Raw genomic sequence first — 16312 nt, forward strand, 5'->3', positions numbered from 1 at the left:
GGTACGACCGTAGGCGGGCGCCTCGAAATTCCCCTGTCATTCAGCATTTGAGAAACGAATCGGTCATGAAGATCGTCAATTCCCTGAAGTCGCTCAAGGATCGCCACCGGGACAACCGCGTGATCCGTCGTCGTGGCCGCATCTACGTCATCAACAAGACCAATCGCCGCTTCAAAGCCCGCCAGGGCTGATCGATCGGTCTTCGGTCCAGAGCGGGCTGCAAAGGGCAGTCGCCTGCGCTTCCGGTGCTCATGTGCCGTAAGCACACTCCGCTCCGGTTCTCGGCAACTACCTTTTTCGCCGCGCCCTGAACCGAATCTCAACCGATCAGGTTTGTGTCGATGAGCGACAAACACCCTAACGCCGTCATTTTCGATGTGGGGCGGGTGTTGTTCGATTGGGACCCGCGGTTCCTTTACGAGCGCCTGATCAGCGATGATCGGGCGCTTGATGCGTTTCTGCGCGATGTCGTGACACAGGAATGGCATTTCCAGCATGACGCGGGGCGGCCGTTCGCGGAAACCTCTGCCGAGCTGATCGCCGAGCATCCGCACCACCGCGACCTGATCGAGGCTTGGGGTGCACGGTTCGACGAGACGATCCCCGGCGCGGTTGCCGGTATGCACGCCATCGTCGAGGAACTGGATGCGGCGGGCGTGCCGTTGTTCTGCATCACCAATTTCTCGGGCGAATTCTTTCCACCGTTTCGCGAGAAATATGCCGAGTTGTTCGACCGGTTTCGCGACATCGTCGTGTCGGGGGACGAGCGGTTGGTGAAGCCCGATCCGGCCATCTATGCGCTGGCGCTCGACCGGTTCGGGCTACGGGCGCAAGAGGCGTTGTTTATCGACGACAATGCGGCGAATGTCGATGCGGCAGCGGCAATGGGCATCCATGCGGTGCTGTTCACCGATGCGGCCAGTTTCCGGTTGGAGCTGGTGCGGGTGGGGCTGCTTTAGAGCTTCACTCCCAATCCCTTCCTCCCCCATTCGTTTCGAGCGAAGTCGAGAAACGTGAGCTTGGTACTCGAAACACTTTTCTCGACTTCGCTCGAAACGAACGGGGATGGTGGATGTCGATGCAGGTCGAGCTAGAGTTGGTGGATGACCCAGCCCGAACAGCACTTCTCCGTTACCCAAGCCGTCGCGCAGCGTCGCTCGGTCCGCGCCTTCACCGATCAGCCCGTCGATCTGACGCTCCTTCGCACGCTGATCGAACGCGCGGCCCGCGCCCCGTCCGGCGGCAACCTCCAGCCCTGGCACATCCACATTGTCTCGGGCGATGCGATGACGCGCCTAAAGACCCTCATGGCAGTCCGCGTCACCGAAGCGCCGATGGGCGAGTGCGCGGAATATGCGGTTTATCCGCCTCATCTCGGCGAGCGGTTCAACGATCGGCGGAAAGGCGTCGGCGCGGCGATGTACGACGCCCTGGGGATCGAACGCGGTGACCTCGCGCGGCGGCAGGCGGTGTTCGCGGAGAATTTCCAGTTCTTCGGCGCGCCAGTGGGCCTGTTCTGCACGGTCGAGCGCGATCATGGCCCGCCGCAATGGTCGGATTGCGGGATGTATCTGCAAACGCTGATGCTGTTGCTGGTCGAGGCGGGGCTGGATAGCTGCGCGCAAGAAGCGTGGGCGCTGTGGCCGCGGACGGTTGGAGATTTTCTGAGGGTGCCGGACAGTCAGATGCTGTTTACCGGGATGGCGATCGGGTATCGCGATGGGGATGCGGCGGTGAATAACTGGTCGGTGCCGCGCGCGGCGACAGACGAGTTCGCGACCTTCCACCAATAACGCTATCCCCCACCCCAATCGTCATCCCAGCGAAGGCTGGGATATCAGGCGGTGGTGCGATACGGCTGGATATCCCAGCTTTCGCTGGGATGACGATTAGTGAGGAAGATAGAGAGGCCGCGCGCCTCAATTCCCGTCCTTATACCCCTTCAACTCGTCGCCGATGATCTGCACCACGTGCAGCACGTTGGTCGATCCCGGCACGCCGAACGGCACGCCAGCGCACACCACAATGCGGTCGCCGCCCTTGGCGAGGTTGTGGCGGAGCGCCATTCGCTTGGCCTTGGCGACCATTTCCTCGAAGGATTCGACGTCGCGGGTGTGGACCGCGTGCGAGCCCCATAGCAGCCCCAGCCGACGGGCGGTTTCGTGGCGGGGTGTCAACACCATAATCGGCACGGCGGGCCGTTCGCGGGCGATGCGGCGGGCGGTCGATCCCGACATGGTGAAACACACGATCGCCTTTGCCGATACGGTCGCGGCGATGGTCTTGGCGGCTTCGGCCAGCGCGTCGGCGGTCGTGGGATCGGGGCGGGTGACGGTGAAATGCACGCGGTCGCCATGCGCGGGATCGCGTTCGACCGCGTCGGCGATGGCGTTCATCATCGCCACCGATTCGATCGGCCACTGGCCCGCGGCACTTTCGGCCGAGAGCATGATCGCGTCCGCGCCGTCGTAAACCGCGGTCGCCACGTCGGACACTTCTGCGCGCGTCGGCGAAGGCGAAGTGATCATCGATTCGAGCATCTGCGTCGCGACCACCACCGGGCGGCCCAGGCGACGGGCAGTCTCGACAATGCGCTTCTGCATCGGCGGCACTGATTGCGGCGGCAATTCGACGCCCAGATCGCCACGCGCGACCATCACGCCGTCGCACGCCTCGACGATTTCCTCCAGCCGCGCGACGGCGGAGGGCTTTTCGATCTTGGCGAGCAGCGCGGTCTTGCCGCCGATCAGCTTGCGCGCCTCGGCCAGATCCTCGGGCCGCTGAACGAACGAAAGTGCGATCCAGTCGACACCCTGTTCGACCGCGAATGCCAGATCGCTGCGATCCTTTTCGGTCAGCGCGGCCATCGGCAGCACGACGTCGGGGACGTTCAGGCCCTTGGAATTGGACAGCGCACCGCCGACCTCGACCACCGTTTCGATGCGGTCGTCGCTATGGTCGGTCACCCGCAGCACCAGCTTGCCGTCGTCGAGCAACAGGCGTGCGTCGCGCGCGATCGCGGCAAAGATTTCACGGTGGGGGAGTTCGACGCGCGTCGCGTCGCCCGGCGTCGGATCGCGGTCGAGCGTGAAGGTCTTGCCGGTCTCCAGCATCGTGCGCCCGCCCTCGAACTTGCCGACGCGCAGTTTCGGCCCCTGAAGGTCGGCGAGGATCGTCGTCGGGCGGCCATAGGTCTTCTCAAGGCTGCGGATCGCCTGGATCAGGGGGATTTTCGATTCCTGGTCGCCATGGCTCATATTGACGCGGAAGGCATCGGCACCCGCGTCGAACAGCTTGGCTATCATCTCTACCGTCGAACTGGCGGGGCCGAGCGTGGCGAGGATGCGGACCTTGCGGGTGCGGGGCTGGATCGATTTGGACATGGGGAGGTGCGGCCTTACTTGTGCGGTCGCTGGTCTAACCGCTATTCGCGACGGATCAACCGGAAGGACGTTAGAAAATGGCCGAACTCGACGAATTGGACGATGCTGTGGCTGCCGCCGCCTTCCGGCGATTGGTCAGACACCTTCGTCACCGGAGCGACGCGCAGAACATCGACCTGATGGGGCTGGCGGGCTTTTGCCGCAATTGCCTGGCCGACTGGGTCGAGGACGCATCACGCGGCACCGATCATCCGCTCGACAAGCGCGCGGCGCGGACGCTGATCCACGGCATGCCGCCCGAGCAATGGAAAACGCAGCATCAATCGCCCGCGACCGAGGATCAATTGCGGCGGATGGAGGAAAGCGTCGCCCGCAATGCGCGCGAGGATGCGCTGGACGAGGCGCTAGAGGAGAGTTTTCCGGCGAGCGATCCGCCCGCAATGACCGATCCGGGGCGGTGAGTTTGGGTTAAGCAGCCTGTCTGCAAACGGCCTGTTGCGGAAATCTGAAGCATCGATAACTTGCGGGAATGGTTTCTCTGTCGCCTCTATGTCCCGCCTGTGGCGAACCGGTCCCTTTCTTGAAGACGCAATGGGGCCTTGGAAAGCCGTTTGCCTGCAATGGTTGTAAGACTCCGCTTGTCATTCCAAAGAATGTTTGGATTGGCTTTGGTGCTTTTGTGATCTTCTGGCTCTTGAAAGATCGAATGAGTTCGTCGTTTGAGATTGTTACGCTGATCGCCGGTCTTGTCGTCGCGATTCTCATCGTGTCACGATTATTTTTGCATCCGCGGAGAGCATAGTGTCAGCACTCCAACCAGTTTTAATCGTTCGTGCATCCGTTAACCGCGTCGGCTTTCGGTAGACACGACGGCAAGCCGGTGCGCGCAGACTCGCACTACCCACACCTTACCCGTTCGAAGTTTTCGCCGCGCGTCGTGACGATCAACCGGTCGCCGTCGCCGAGACGTAGCGTCTGCGTTGCAGTCCATTCCATGCCTTCGCCTTCGTAAGCCGAGGTTACTGCGATCGTATCCGCATCGCGGCGGGTGACGCGGGTGGGGATTCCCAGGCTTTCGTGGAAGCGCAGTTCGCGGGGGGATATGGTCAGGCCTTCGATGCTGCTTGCTGGGTTGCGGCACGCGGCGATATCCTTGCCCCAGCGACCGACATAGGCGGCGGGGATGCGCGGGGTGTCGGCGACGTCCTCCGGCGCGGATTCGCGTGGGGGCGGGGCGGAGGCGAGGCGGGCGCAGCCTTCGGCATTGCCGCGACCGGAGATGGTCAGGCTGCCGGAGAAGGGGAAGCGCGCGCCCGACATGCTGTCCTCGCAGGGCATGTTGCGGATCGTGACGTCGATCGTGCCGCGCGCATCGCGAGCGCGGATAACGCGACCGTCGCTTGCTTCGTTGCTGTTGACGATCGCCAAGCGCCGTTCGGGCTGATCGATGCCGGTCAATATGACCGCGTCACGCGATACTCGGGCCTGCCAGAAGGGCTCGTTGGTGGAGATGATCAGGTCGTCGGGCAGGGTCGGGGAACCGGGCGCTGGCAGAGCGTTGTTATCTGGAAGCGTGCCGGCTGGCAGTGTTGGCGTCACGGCATTTTCCAGCGCAGCATTCTGCACGTCCGGGAGCGCTTCATTGTCCGATGATGGTGATCCGCACGCGGCCAGCGGCAGGACAAGCAACAGAATGAACCGCATTCGACCTCTCCTCGGTTAAGGGCGAAAAACGGTGATCGGTGCCGGTGTGTTCCCCGTCTGATTCCGTCATTCCCGCGAAGGCGGGAATCCATAACCCATGTCGGCGCTTATGGATTCCCGCCTTCGCGGGAATGACGGATTGGGTTGGGAAGCACCCTGCTCAATGCAGCTTGGCGATCTTCAGCCCGTCCAGCTTGGCGCGGTCCTTGACCGATTCCTCGCTTCGGTTGAGCGCCTTGGCGATGGCGCGCACTGCCATGCCCTTGGCCGCCAGACGGTGGAGTTTCTGAAGCTCGTCTGATTTCCACGGCTGGCGGTGGCGTTCGAACTTGTCGCTCATCAGGCGTCTTTCGGAATGGGTTGGGCGTCAAGGATTTCGATCGCTTCGGGCTTGCCGTTGAATTCGACCCGCTCTCCGACCTGGGCTTCCAGCATTGCCTGGGCCAGTGGCGCGGTGAAGGTGATGCGGTCGGCCTCGGGATCGGCTTCGTCGGCGCCAACGAGATCGAGCGTACGGGTCTGGCCGTTCAGGCGGAACGTGACGCGGGTGCCGAACGCGACTTCGCCGGGTTCTGGGACGGGCACGATCTCCGCCGTCGTCTCGCGCGTCTGCCAGTAACGCAAGTCGCGCTTTGCGACCTTGCGCGCGTCGTCGTCCAGGGCGGCATCGACTGCTGCGGAGAAATGCACCACTCGCTCGCGCATCAACGCCAGCCCGCGCGCGGTCACCAGATTGGGACCGGGGGGCAGCGGCAGTTCGAACCGGGGTTCCTTGTGTTCCTCATCGCTTTCGCGGCGAAAGGCGACGCTCATGATTGTCTCTCCATGCGCATAAGATGGGCGTTTCGCACCAAATGTTCCACCCGCGTTCAGCCATGCGTGATAAATGCGGCAGCGTGAAACGGGCGTCCCCCACCTCGAAGCGCGAACGCGCCGTCGCCATCGCGGCGGTGGCGGGCATCCACGCGCTGATCGTGCTGGCGCTGATGCAGGGTTTGCAGGTGCGCTTCGGCGCGGTCGAGCAATCATCGCTCGCCGCTTTCGATGTGACCGTCCCCGCGCGCCCACCGCTGGTCGAAGCCACACCCGAACCGGCTGCCGATCCGCGCGAGGAGGGCGCGGCGGCACCGCCCGCGCTTGAGGCGATCGCGACGCCGGTCGTCGCGCCGCCGGTGCGCCTCCCCCAGCCTTCGCCGCTCGTGGCGGCACCAGTCGCCGGGAACGGTGCGGACGCGTCTGCGGGGGCGGCACCGGTGCCGGGACCGGGGACCGGCGGGGGTGGCACCGGCACGGGAACCGGCAGTGGGCGGGGCGGTGATGGGCAAGGCGGCGGCGGTGGCGCGCGGGCCGAAAAGACGACGGGCGCGATCCTCGACCGCGATTATCCCCGCAGCGCCAGACGCGCGCGGGCGCAGGGAAGCGTGACGACGCGGTTCACCGTCGGCACCGATGGCCGGGCGCGCGGCTGTGCGGTGACGGGATCGAGCGGGAATGCCGAGCTGGACGCGACCACGTGCCGGTTGATCGAACAGCGGTTCCGCTATCGCCCGGCGCTGGGGCAGAACGGGCAGCCTGTTGCGGAAGTGCGGGGCTGGCGGCAGGACTGGTGGTTGGAGCGGCGGGGATAGGGCGCGCACCGACATCCGTACTGGTTCGGTGCTTGTTCCTTTGAAACAAGGCATGTGCTCCTGCGAAAGCAGGAGCGCTGGCCGCCAGCGATCACTGCGCTTCCCAGCACTCCTGCTTTCGCAGGAGTACAGTTTCGGAACTATAGGGAGCGCTCCCACACCCACTCGCCAATCCGTGCTGCATCTGCTAACAGCCCGCGCATCATGCTCAACCTGAACGACATCACGGTGCGCCTGGGCGGGCGCGTCATTCTCGACGGCGCGACGGCGGCCCTTCCGCCCGGAAGCCGCGTCGGCCTGATCGGGCGCAATGGCGCGGGTAAATCGACGCTGGTGCGCGTCATCGCCGGGATGCTGGAACCCGATGCAGGCGTGGCGTCGATGCCGCGCGGGGCCAAGATCGGCTATATCGCGCAGGAAGCCCCGTCGGGCACCGCGACTCCGTTCGACACCGTGCTTGCCGCCGACCTCGAACGCGCAGCGCTGATGATCGAGAGCGAGACATGCGAAGACCCCGACCGGCTGGGCGATGTGTACGAACGCCTGATCGCAATCGACGCCTATACCGCGCCTGCACGCGCTGCGCAGATCCTGCTCGGCCTGGGCTTCGACGAGGAGATGCAGGCGCGGTCGCTCGACAGTTTTTCGGGCGGGTGGAAGATGCGCGTGGCGCTGGCCGCGTTGCTGTTCTCGCAGCCCGATCTGCTGCTGCTCGACGAGCCGTCGAACCATCTCGACCTCGAAGCGGTGATGTGGCTCGAGGATTTCCTGCGCGGCTACAAGGCGACGATCGTCGTCGTCAGCCATGAACGCGATTTCCTGAACAACGTCGTCGATCACATCCTGCATTTGCAGGGCGGCAAGATCACGCTCTATCCCGGCGGATACGATGCGTTCGAGCGCCAGCGTGCCGAGCGGCTTGCGCAGATCGAGGCGGCGCGCGCCAACCAGGCCGCGCAGCGCGAGAAATTGCAGAGCTATATCGCCAAGAATTCGGCGCGCGCCTCGACCGCGAAGCAGGCGCAGTCGCGCCAGAAGATGCTGGCGAAGATGCAGCCGATCGCTGAAAGCTTCAACGATCCGACGCTCTCGTTCGGCTTCCCGAACCCCACCGAGTTGCGCCCGCCGCTCATCACCCTCGACCTCGCCAGTGTCGGGTATAGCGAAGTGCCGATCCTCAAGCGGCTCAACCTGCGGCTCGATCCCGACGATCGCATTGCGCTCCTGGGTCGCAACGGCAATGGCAAGACCACGCTGGCGCGGTTGCTGGCGGCGCAACTGACGCCGATGGATGGCGCGATGAACGCCTCGTCCAAGATGAAGGTCGGATACTTCACCCAGTATCAGGTCGAGGAACTCGATACTGACGATACGCCGCTCGAGCACATGACGCACAATATGAAGGGCGCGAGCCCCGCCGCGGTGCGTGCGCAACTGGGCCGGTTCGGCTTTTCTGGCGACAAGGCGACGACCAAGGTCGGCAAGCTGTCGGGCGGCGAGCGGGCGCGCCTCGCGCTGGCGCTCATCACCCGCGATGCGCCGCACCTGTTGATCCTCGACGAGCCGACGAACCATTTGGACGTCGATGCGCGCGAGGCACTGGTCCAGGCGCTCAACGATTACACCGGCGCCGTCGTGCTGGTTAGCCACGACCGCCACATGCTCGAACTCACCGCCGATCGGCTGGTGCTGGTCGATGAGGGCACCGCGCGCGAATATGACGGCAGCCTCGACGATTATATCGCGCTGGTGCTGAAGGGCGATGCGGGCAAGGGCGACGCGATGTCCAAGGCCGATCGCAAGGCGGAGAAAAAGGCCGCTGCCGAAGCGCGCGAGAAGCAGGCCGAATTGCGCAAGACCGCCAAGGATGCCGAGGGCGAGATCGCCAAGCTGACCGCGCGGCGCAAGGCGCTGGACGAAGCGATGTTCGCGCCCGATCAGGCCAAGGGCGATCTTGCCAAGCTGACGGTGAGCGAGCTGATGAAAAAGCGCGCGGAGGTTGCCGAGCGGCTCGATACGCTGGAAGCGCAGTGGCTGGAGATCAGCGAAGTGCTGGAACGCATCGCCGCCTGATCGCTCTGCCCATCGCCATTTCTGCCCGGCTCGTCGGACTCGGCTGTCTCTCGCCTGGTAAATACGCCTGTTTCGATTGCGTTAGCGGCACGTTTCGGATGCGAAAGCGTTGGCTTGCGGCAAGATACAGGGAGTGGTGCCGGACATGAACCCAGCGAAATCAATGATCGTGATCGCCTCCGGGCTCGCGCTGGCCGCCTGCGGACAGGGTGGCGATGGCAATGCGGCAGTTGCCGACAACACGACCACCGCCGGTGCAGTCGCCGCGACGCCGGGCGGTGCGACGCTGTGGAACAGCGGGCAGGCCAAGCCGCTCGATATTCAGGTCGCACACCCCAATGGTGTCGTGCTTCAGGTGACGTCGCTGCAATCGCGCCAGACCGATACCGCGGTCGGCATCCGCGTCATCAACGGGCGCGACCGGGAAATCGACCTCAATCGGTTCCCGAACAATCGCAACGGGTTCCTGTTGCTGGAGAGCGGTGAGCGGCTGTTCCTTTCGCCCCCGGCCAGCAATGCGCGGCTGACGGTGCCGGCGGGCCAGACGTTCGAGGGCGAGCTAGTGTTTCTGGGTCGTCTGCCGATGGTTCGTACTGGCGTGATGGTGCTTAACGAGCAGCAATCGGGCGACAATCAATATACCACGACGCCCGGGTTCCGCATCGACCTGCCCCTGACGGAGCCTGCGCAATGAACCGCGCGGGCTGGGCGATCGCGGCGATGGTCGCGTTGGCCGCGTGCGACGGCGGCATCGGCGCGATCGGTGGCGGCGGGGACGGGGCGGCGGTCGATGCGCAGATCGCGCATCCGAGCGGCGTCGTGCTGCAAGTGCTGTCGGTGCGCGCGTCGGGCGAGCGCGCCGTCGTCGCGATCCGTGTGTTGAACGGGCGCGACCGGGAGATCGAACTCGATGCGCTGACCGACAAAAGCTACATCGTCACCGACAGCGGCGAAAAGCTGATGCTGGTGCCATCGCCGACCAACGAAGACCTGGCGGTGCAGCCGGGAAAGACCATGGACGGCGAACTGGTGTTCGCCGGCGCGCTGCCCTCGTCCGGCAACGTGGTGATGATCCTCAACGAACATGATTCGGGCGGCGAATATACCCGCAACCCACGGCTGGAAGTGAGTTTGCCGCTGGAAGGATCGCGCGGCGGGTCGATACCCGAGGTAACGGCGCTGTCGAACATGCAGTCGCTGCCGACCGGACGTTTCGGCGCCGCGACCGGCGGCGGATCGCAATTCGGGGCCGCCGGGCAGGCGACCAGCAGCCTGAGCGCGGTGCAGGAACTACGCTCCGAACTGGGCGCGGTCGATACCGATCGCGGGACGCTCGTGTCGTTGCCGGGCGACGTGACCTTCGATTTCGACAAGGCGACGATCCAGGCGGGCGCAGAGCCGACGCTCGATCGTCTCGCACAACTGATCGCCGCCGGCGGTGAGGGCAAGATCGCGATTGAGGGGCACACCGATGCGCGCGGCGACGACGCCTATAACAAGCGGCTGTCCGAACAGCGGGCAGAGGCGGTCAAGGCGTATCTGGCTGAAAAGGGTGTCGATGCGGCACGGTTGAACACGATCGGGCTGGGCGAGCTTCGCCCGGTTGCGCCCAACATCAATTCGGACGGATCGGACGACGAAGCCGGGCGCCAGCGCAACCGGCGCGTCGAGGTGATCCTGCCGAAACAGGCGGCGACCCCGACACCCTAGGTCGGCTCGATGCTCGGGAAAAGCCGAGCCGAATCCAACCGTCACCCCGGCCGAAGTGCCGGGGTCCACCAAGCAGCAAGCGTAACTCTAGAAATCAGACTGTGCGCAAGCGGTTTGGTGGACCCCGGAACAAGTCCGGGGTGACGGTGGTGTTATGACGCACCCGACTGCCAATCGGCCCTATGCTACCGAGGCAGTGCGTGCTCCCAATGACAAGGCACTTTCTTCTGATCGATGAGGTGCTATAGATCAGCACTACACCTAATCAGAGGGGATTTTTGGCATGCAACGCCGCGACTTGATCGGCTCCACCGCTGCACTGGGCGCGCTGTCGTTGTTTCCGACGCGGGTGTTCGCTCAAGCGGCTGCACCCGCGACCGGAGAGGCGGCGAAGCTCAACGCGCTCCTCGCGCAGGTGTGGGAAACCATGCTGGACATGAGCCCCGAAGGGCGGACGGCGCTTGGCCTCGACACCGGCGCAAATGCTGCGGCGCGCGCTCGGCTGGACGATCGCTCGCCCACGGGGATCGCGCGCAACCATGCCCAGTATCGCAAGGCGCTTGCCGATCTGAAGGCGATCGACGCGGGCCAACTTACGGGCATGGACCGGGTCAATTACGATACGTTTCGCGCGCCCTGGCAGAATCAGATCGATGCGTTCGATCGTTTCAAATATGGCACGCATAGCTGGCCCGAACCCTATACCGTTAGCCAACTTGGCGGATCGTACCGCGCGACGCCCGATTTCCTGATCAACCAGCATCCGATCAATAACGCCGCCGATGCCGAGGCGTATCTGTCGCGCTGCAACGCCTTTGCCGGTGGCCTCGGCCATGAGACGGAACGGATGCGCACCGAGCACGCGATGGGCGTGATCCAACCGGACTTCGCGATCGACAAGGCGCTGGTGCAATATGCGGCGATTCTGAAACCCACGCCCGAAGCCAACGGGCTGACCACCAATCTTGCGACCAAAACCAAAGCCAAGAATATCGCGGGCGACTGGGCCGGGCGCTGTGCGGCGATCGTGCGGGATCGTATCTATCCGGCGATGCGGCGTCAGGCCGATGTGCTGCGCGCCGTTCGACCCAAGGCGGTGCATGACGCGGGCGTGTGGCGGCTGCCCGATGGCGATGCCTATTACGCCTACGGCCTGCGCTATGCCACGACGACCGACATGTCTGCGGACGAGATCCATGAACTCGGCATCGACCAAATGGCCAAGCTGACCGCGCGTGCCGATGCGATCTTCAGGAAGCAGGGCATGACCAGCGGCACCGTCGCCGAACGGATGCTCGCGCTCGGCAAGGAGCCGCGCTTCCTCTATCCCAATACCGACGAGGGCAAGGCGAAGCTGCTCGCCGACCTCAACGCGCAGATGGCGGAAATGAACAAGCGGCTGCCTGCGGTGTTCGGGCGGATGCCAAAGGCGGGCGTCGAAATCCGCCGCGTTCCGCCGGAGATCGAGGCAGGTGCCCCGGGCGGCTATTATCAGGTTCCGGCACTCGATGGATCGCGTCCCGGCGCCTATTACATCAACCTGCGCGATACCGCGGAAAACCCGAGCTGGACGCTGCCGACGCTGACCTATCACGAAGCGACGCCCGGCCATCACCACCAGATCGCGCTGGCGCAGGAAGCGCAAGGCATCCCCGAAATCCGCAAGCTACCCAATTATTCGGTCTATACCGAGGGGTGGGGGCTTTACGCCGAACAGCTCGCCGACGAACTGGGCGCGTATGAGAACGACCCCTGGGGGCAACTTGGTTATCTGCAAAGCTATATGTTTCGTGCCGGGCGGCTGGTGGTCGATACCGGCATCCACGCCAAGCGCTGGAGCCGCGAAAAGGCGATCGACTACATGGTCGCCAATACCGGTCAGCCCGAAGCGTCGATGGCGACCGAGATCGAGCGTTACGCCGTATGGCCGGGCCAGGCGACCAGCTACATGGTCGGGCAGACCCGCTGGGTCGCGCTGCGCGATCGGTTGAAGGCGGAATTGGGCGACCGGTTCGACTTGCGCGAATTTCACGATACGGCGCTGGGCGCAGGCGCGATGCCGATTTCGGTGCTGGAGGCGTTGATGGAACGCTGGGCCGCGGGCCGAAAGGCTTAGCCCCACGTTATGGCGAACGGTGTCATCGGCATGGCACCGTTAGTCTTTTGGTAGCGCTGACATCGGTAGGGTCATCCCATGAGTGCGGAATTTTCGATTCACGTCGATCCCTCCCGCGACTTGGTGCGGATCGAGATGCGTGGGCTGTTCGAGCCTGAAGACGTCCAGCGTTTCCTGCGTGCACGCACGGTGGCACATCGTGATCTGATGTGCGGGCCGAACCGCCACCTGACGCTCAACGACCTGCGCGACATGAAAATCCAGCCGCAGCAAAGCGTAGTCGCGTTTCGCGATATGCTCGCCGATCCGGTCTATCGCTCGCGCAAACTGGCCTTCGTTGCCGCGCCGACGCTGGCGCGCAGCCAATTGATGCGCGCGCTGAACGGGCGCGAGGCAAAATGTTTCGAGGATATAGCCTCAGCCGAGACCTGGCTGTTCGCCGACGATCTGGACGATGTGGGTCGGCTTCCCCGGACGGCTTGACCATTTTCGAGTGCTATTGACTACATATGTAGTCGTTATTAGACCATCCCCAATACGACGGGGAGCGGTCACATGCGCATGGCGCGAGAAAATCTGGTCTACCTAACGAGTTCCGTGATGCTGATGCTGATCGCCGCATCGGCGACGGCGATGCAGGACGGTGATCGAGGATGTGCCAAAATTGAGCCGATTGCAGCCGAGGTTGGGCAGTGTGCGGACACTCCTTACGGCGTCGTGCTGGCGGCAACCGCGGATCGCGCCGCCGCACTCGCGGCGATCGCCGCGCAAGGCGAGGTGCGCTTTGCCCGGCATTTCGATCGCACTCCGCCCCTCTATGCGTTGATCGAAGGGGATGGCGCATTCGATTCTGCGATCGGCGACGCGCTGGCGGCGGCGGGCTATGTCTGGCGGTTTCCTTGGTTGTCCGCGAAAGCGCAGTCGGATGGCATGGCGGCATCGGTCCGAAGGGCGGTCGAAGCGCGGGCAAAGGCCGAGGGTGCGACGACGCAAGCAACCGAAGCGATGGTGACGGCGGCGCTGGCGCAACAGCAGGCGCGGCAAACGCCGGAAGCGATCGATCGACGCGAGCGCGGGGTGGTGCCGCACGAACTGGGGCATGGCTGGTACATGCGCGGCTGGTGGCCGGAGCCGCCAAAGGTCGCGGGTGCCACACGTCAATATGGTGGTCCGGGGCCGGACTGGATGGACGAACTCGCCGCCGTGTTGATGGAGGACGACGTCCTGACCGCCGAACGCCGTAGCGGTTTCGCGTCCCGGCTGGAACAGGGCGGCAGCGAACGCGAGCGATTGCTTGACTTGAAAAAATTTCTGACGACGGATCATCCGATGGCGGGGCAGTCCTTCACCATGCCTGCTACCGTGCGATCGCCAAGGGGAACGACGCCGCAGGCGGGCGCACCCGTCAGGATCAGCCGGGTCGGCGTCGTAAGTGGTGACGAGGCGCGGTCGCTGGCAGCCTCGGGATTGCTCTTCTATCTCCAGTCGCGGCTGTTCGCCGATTATCTCATCGAGCGGGCAGGACCTTCGCGCGCGTTCGTGACCGCAGCGGAGACGTTTGCGTCTGGAGGCACGACCGCCGACTGGCTGGCGCGCCATGGCGCATCGCTCGGCATCGCGACCGATATCGACACGCTGGATGCTGACTGGCGGGAATGGGTGGCACCGCGCAGTGTCTCGCCAACCGACGGGTGACGGCCGCGTGATTTCGGGGTAGCATCGCGGCCATGTCGAACCGCATCCCAAGCTATGACGCGTTCTGGCCCTATTATCTGCGCGAACATTCGAAGCCGGAGACTCGCACGCTTCACTACGCCGGAACCGCGCTGACTTTCGTCTTCCTCGGGATCGCGATCCTGTCTGGCGGCTGGTGGTGGCTGGCGGTGCCGCTTGCCGGATACGGTTTCGCCTGGTTCGCGCATTTCCGCGTGGAGCGGAACCGCCCGGCGACCTTCACCCATCCATTGTGGTCGCTGGTCAGCGATTACCGCATGTTCTTTCTGTGGCTGACCGGTCGGCTGGATGCGCATCTGAAGGCGGCTGGGGTGTTCGCTGCTGACAACAAGCGATTGTAACGAACGAAACCAACATTGCTTGCCGCGCGTGCGGGGCCGCGCCATTTAGGGCACCATGACCATTGCGACGACCACGCTCGACCTGATCGGGAACACCCCGCTCGTCCGCCTGAACGGACCGAGCGACGCCACCGGATGCGATATTTTTGGCAAGTGCGAATATGCCAATCCCGGCGCCAGCGTGAAGGATCGCGCGGCGCTGTTCATCGTTCAGGACGCCGAGGAACGCGGGGCGATCCAGCCCGGCGGGACGATCGTCGAGGGAACGGCGGGCAACACCGGCATCGGGCTGGCGCTGGTCGCCAATGCCAAGGGTTACAAGACGATCATCGTCATGCCCGAGACGCAGAGCCGCGAGAAGATGGATACGTTGCGCGCGCTGGGGGCCGAACTGGTGCTGGTCCCCGCCGCGCCCTATTCCAATCCCGGCCATTTCGTCCACACCTCGCGCCGGATTGCCGAGGAAACCGAAAATGCGGTCTGGGCCAACCAGTTCGACAATATCGCCAACCGCCGGGCGCACATCGTCGGCACCGCGCGCGAAATCTGGGAACAGATGGAGGGGCGGGTGGACGGCTTCACTTGCGCGGTCGGGACCGGCGGGACGCTGGCAGGCGTCGGGCTGGGCCTCAAGGAATTTGACGAAGCCGTTACCATAGCCCTGAGCGATCCGCACGGCGCCGCGCTCTACGAATATTATGCGCATGGCGAGTTAAAGTCCGAAGGCAATTCGGTTGCCGAGGGGATCGGACAGGGGCGGATCACCGCCAATCTGGAAGGCGCGCCGATCGACACCCAATACCGGATTTCGGATGAGGAGGGGCTGGAATGGACCCGTCGCCTGCTCGACGAAGAGGGGCTGTGCCTGGGCCTGTCTTCGGGGATCAACGTCGCGGGCGCGGTGCGGTTGGCGCGCGACCTGGGGCCGGGAAAGCGAGTCGCGACGATCCTGTGCGATACCGGATTCCGCTATCTTTCAACGCTCTACAACGACGCCTGGCTTGCCGAAAAAGGGCTGCCGACTCGCGGCTGAGTGCGCGAATGACTGCAAAACTGGACTATGTTCAATTCGGGTGTTACCCGGATGTCACGCTTATGCAGTCGGGTTCGCACGATAACACGCAAGCGATGCAACGCATCCGCGTGGGCATGACGGGATTGGCAGCGGTCGTGCTGCTGATCGGCGTCGGAAGTGCCATTTACACGTCCGCTTCCAATGAGGAACCGGTGACCGCCATCGGTGCGCCGCGCCCGAACGTGGTTGCCGACTTGACCGCCGCGCCGACGCCGTCGGCAACCGAGGCGGCGAAGACCGAAGAGCCGCTCGCCGAACTGGGTGTTGCGCCCAGCACGTCGAACACGACCACGGCAACGCCCATCCCGGCGGTCCCCATCATCGAATAACCCGCAGGCCGTTTGGATCGGCCTATTCCGCTTGCCTGAATGGGCACGGATTCCATTCCGGATTCTTGTGAACTGCGCGAGTCGGGCTCGCTGCGTGTGCCCGTGCGCATGCATCTGGCAACGATGTTCAGCAAATACAAAACTTACCGAGAACAAAGCATCCTTGCGCTAAAATGTACGAACCCTAATGGTTAAAGTGGGGCTATATCCCATGAAATC

At 64.1% G+C, this 16312-nt stretch carries 18 protein-coding genes; 14 read left to right on the forward strand and 4 right to left on the reverse strand.

Features of this window, described 5'->3' with window-relative positions; translation table 11 throughout:
• Positions 1-65 precede the first annotated feature (65 nt).
• The 3 genes from ykgO (at position 66) to ENHY17A_RS00475 (ending at position 1793) form a co-directional block, all read left to right on the forward strand.
• Positions 66-191, forward strand: a complete 126-nt coding sequence (gene ykgO, locus ENHY17A_RS00465) for a type B 50S ribosomal protein L36 (protein WP_055755695.1) — start codon at positions 66-68, stop codon at positions 189-191.
• A 150-nt stretch (positions 192-341) separates the two neighbouring features.
• Positions 342-959 carry an HAD-IA family hydrolase gene (locus ENHY17A_RS00470; RefSeq protein ID WP_159709270.1) on the forward strand — a complete coding sequence of 206 codons (618 nt, stop codon included), beginning with the start codon at positions 342-344 and terminating at the stop codon, positions 957-959.
• Between the two features lie 144 nt (positions 960-1103).
• A complete protein-coding gene (locus ENHY17A_RS00475) occupies positions 1104-1793 on the forward strand; it encodes a nitroreductase family protein (RefSeq protein ID WP_159709271.1) in 690 nt (229 codons plus the stop codon).
• A gap of 126 nt (positions 1794-1919) precedes the next feature.
• Here ENHY17A_RS00475 and pyk read toward each other — a convergent pair whose 3' ends face one another.
• Positions 1920-3383, reverse strand: coding sequence for a pyruvate kinase (gene pyk, locus ENHY17A_RS00480; RefSeq protein ID WP_159709272.1), 1464 nt, complete (start codon positions 3381-3383; stop codon positions 1920-1922).
• A 77-nt stretch (positions 3384-3460) separates the two neighbouring features.
• On the opposite strand from pyk, the gene ENHY17A_RS00485 reads away from it, so the two are divergent.
• Positions 3461-3844, forward strand: coding sequence for a DUF1244 domain-containing protein (locus tag ENHY17A_RS00485; protein ID WP_159709273.1), 384 nt, complete (start codon positions 3461-3463; stop codon positions 3842-3844).
• A 436-nt stretch (positions 3845-4280) separates the two neighbouring features.
• Here the strand turns inward: ENHY17A_RS00485 and ENHY17A_RS00490 are convergent, their stop codons facing one another.
• The 3 genes from ENHY17A_RS00490 to ENHY17A_RS00500 all read right to left on the reverse strand — a co-directional run bounded on the left by ENHY17A_RS00490 (position 4281) and on the right by ENHY17A_RS00500 (position 5900).
• Positions 4281-5087: a hypothetical protein gene (locus ENHY17A_RS00490; RefSeq protein WP_159709274.1), complete on the reverse strand. Its 807-nt coding sequence runs from the start codon at positions 5085-5087 to the stop codon at positions 4281-4283.
• Between the two features lie 160 nt (positions 5088-5247).
• On the reverse strand, positions 5248-5427 hold the full coding sequence (locus ENHY17A_RS00495; protein ID WP_159709275.1) for a hypothetical protein: 180 nt from the start codon (positions 5425-5427) through the stop codon (positions 5248-5250).
• Entirely contained in the window at positions 5427-5900 is a 474-nt protein-coding gene (locus ENHY17A_RS00500; RefSeq protein WP_159709276.1) for a GreA/GreB family elongation factor, read from the reverse strand. Before ENHY17A_RS00500 ends, ENHY17A_RS00495 begins: the two co-directional genes overlap by 1 nt.
• A 62-nt stretch (positions 5901-5962) precedes the next feature.
• Between ENHY17A_RS00500 and ENHY17A_RS00505 the strand changes: the two genes are divergently transcribed.
• From ENHY17A_RS00505 to ENHY17A_RS00550, 10 genes are all read left to right on the forward strand, one after another.
• Positions 5963-6715, forward strand: a complete 753-nt coding sequence (locus ENHY17A_RS00505; protein ID WP_159709277.1) for an energy transducer TonB — start codon at positions 5963-5965, stop codon at positions 6713-6715.
• Positions 6716-6919: 204 nt separating this feature from the next.
• Entirely contained in the window at positions 6920-8788 is a 1869-nt protein-coding gene (locus ENHY17A_RS00510) for an ABC-F family ATP-binding cassette domain-containing protein (protein WP_159709278.1), read from the forward strand.
• A gap of 145 nt (positions 8789-8933) precedes the next feature.
• Entirely contained in the window at positions 8934-9482 is a 549-nt protein-coding gene (locus ENHY17A_RS00515) for a hypothetical protein (RefSeq protein ID WP_236547672.1), read from the forward strand.
• The gene (locus ENHY17A_RS00520) at positions 9479-10498 is read left to right on the forward strand and encodes an OmpA family protein (protein ID WP_159709280.1); all 1020 of its coding nucleotides are present in this window, start codon (positions 9479-9481) and stop codon (positions 10496-10498) included. Before ENHY17A_RS00515 ends, ENHY17A_RS00520 begins: the two co-directional genes overlap by 4 nt.
• Before the next feature lie 283 nt (positions 10499-10781).
• Positions 10782-12614 (forward strand): DUF885 domain-containing protein, encoded by a 1833-nt coding sequence (locus ENHY17A_RS00525; RefSeq protein ID WP_159709281.1) that lies wholly within the window; start codon positions 10782-10784, stop codon positions 12612-12614.
• Between the two features lie 78 nt (positions 12615-12692).
• Positions 12693-13097 (forward strand): hypothetical protein, encoded by a 405-nt coding sequence (locus tag ENHY17A_RS00530; RefSeq protein ID WP_159709282.1) that lies wholly within the window; start codon positions 12693-12695, stop codon positions 13095-13097.
• A gap of 117 nt (positions 13098-13214) precedes the next feature.
• Entirely contained in the window at positions 13215-14309 is a 1095-nt protein-coding gene (locus ENHY17A_RS00535; protein WP_159709283.1) for a hypothetical protein, read from the forward strand.
• 32 nt (positions 14310-14341) lie between these two features.
• Positions 14342-14689 (forward strand): DUF962 domain-containing protein, encoded by a 348-nt coding sequence (locus ENHY17A_RS00540; protein WP_159709284.1) that lies wholly within the window; start codon positions 14342-14344, stop codon positions 14687-14689.
• A gap of 55 nt (positions 14690-14744) precedes the next feature.
• Entirely contained in the window at positions 14745-15722 is a 978-nt protein-coding gene (locus ENHY17A_RS00545; RefSeq protein WP_159709285.1) for a cysteine synthase A, read from the forward strand.
• Between the two features lie 95 nt (positions 15723-15817).
• Positions 15818-16093 (forward strand): hypothetical protein, encoded by a 276-nt coding sequence (locus tag ENHY17A_RS00550; protein ID WP_159709286.1) that lies wholly within the window; start codon positions 15818-15820, stop codon positions 16091-16093.
• The last annotated feature ends 219 nt before the right edge of the window (positions 16094-16312 follow it).

Origin of the sequence: Sphingomonas sp. AX6 (assembly GCF_902506605.1) — a bacterium.
In the GTDB taxonomy this organism is placed as follows: Bacteria; Pseudomonadota; Alphaproteobacteria; order Sphingomonadales; family Sphingomonadaceae; genus Sphingomonas.